This window comes from Salinicola sp. MH3R3-1 (assembly GCF_001937155.1).
Classification (GTDB): Bacteria; Pseudomonadota; Gammaproteobacteria; order Pseudomonadales; family Halomonadaceae; genus Salinicola; species Salinicola halophyticus.
Genome location: NZ_MSDP01000055.1, coordinates 1 through 903, shown reverse-complemented (window position 1 = coordinate 903; position 903 = coordinate 1). Strand labels below are relative to the sequence as shown.

Genomic DNA, 903 nt, shown 5'->3' with positions numbered 1-903 from the left:
AACCCCTCTTTCATCCTCATGACTTCGCCTTCTGACCTTGTCTCGCGGTAACTTATTCATCCTCTGAGGTTTTTCACGAAAAAAGTTTGGCCTTCGGCTGGACAATGCTCAGCGGAATCGGTAATCTACGCGCCGTGCTGATCGGGGAGAGGTGGCCGAGTGGCTGAAGGCGCTCCCCTGCTAAGGGAGTATAGGGTTTATAGCCCTATCGAGGGTTCGAATCCCTCCCTCTCCGCCATTTTCGAACAATCGAAAATCTCGATCACGCCGTGTGAAAATTTGTGGATCAAGCGCCCGTAGCTCAGCTGGATAGAGTACCTGACTACGAATCAGGGGGTCGGAGGTTCGAATCCTCCCGGGCGCACCACCCACACCGACGCATCGATTCATAGCGTCGTTTCACCAGAATTCGCGCCCGTAGCTCAGCTGGATAGAGTACCTGACTACGAATCAGGGGGTCGGAGGTTCGAATCCTCCCGGGCGCACCATCCAGTCAAAAACCCCCGCATCTCTGATGCGGGGGTTTTTGTTTGTCTGGCTTTTGTTTGTCTGGCCCTCACCGATGAGAAAGTGACGACCGCCTAGACGGCTGTCGAGACGTCGCGAGGCGAGACGCCCGGCTCGGAAGCGTGTAAGCCCGCCAGGAAGGGCGTCAGGGCGGTTTCCCGGCGCAGCGCCATGAAGCGCGTAGCCGCCTCTGCATCGCGTCCTCGCATGTGGTTCAGCCACTGCTTCAGCAGCGATACGATCACTTTCTCCGCCATGCCCGCACGGCGCTTGGCGTCGGCGTAACGGCACAGCATGTCGCTGCGTGCCGACCACGGTGTGGCCAACAGGCGCTCGCCGCCCGACACCTGCCAATGACGAATGCGCCTTGCCAGCCAAGGATCGGCCAGCATGACG

General features: G+C 59.0%; 3 tRNA genes and 1 pseudogene. 3 read left to right on the top strand and 1 reads right to left on the bottom strand.

Going from position 1 to position 903, the window contains the following annotated elements:
* Nucleotides 1-145: 145 nt before the first annotated feature.
* From BTW08_RS18200 to BTW08_RS18190, 3 genes are all read left to right on the top strand, one after another.
* Nucleotides 146-238, top strand: a tRNA-Ser gene (locus BTW08_RS18200).
* A 52-nt stretch (nt 239-290) separates the two neighbouring features.
* Nucleotides 291-367, top strand: a tRNA-Arg gene (locus BTW08_RS18195).
* 44 nt (nt 368-411) lie between these two features.
* Nucleotides 412-488: transfer RNA gene (locus BTW08_RS18190), tRNA-Arg, on the top strand.
* Between the two features lie 93 nt (nt 489-581).
* Here the strand turns inward: BTW08_RS18190 and BTW08_RS19190 are convergent.
* Nucleotides 582-903: pseudogene (locus BTW08_RS19190) on the bottom strand (dihydrouridine synthase); the annotation flags it as partial.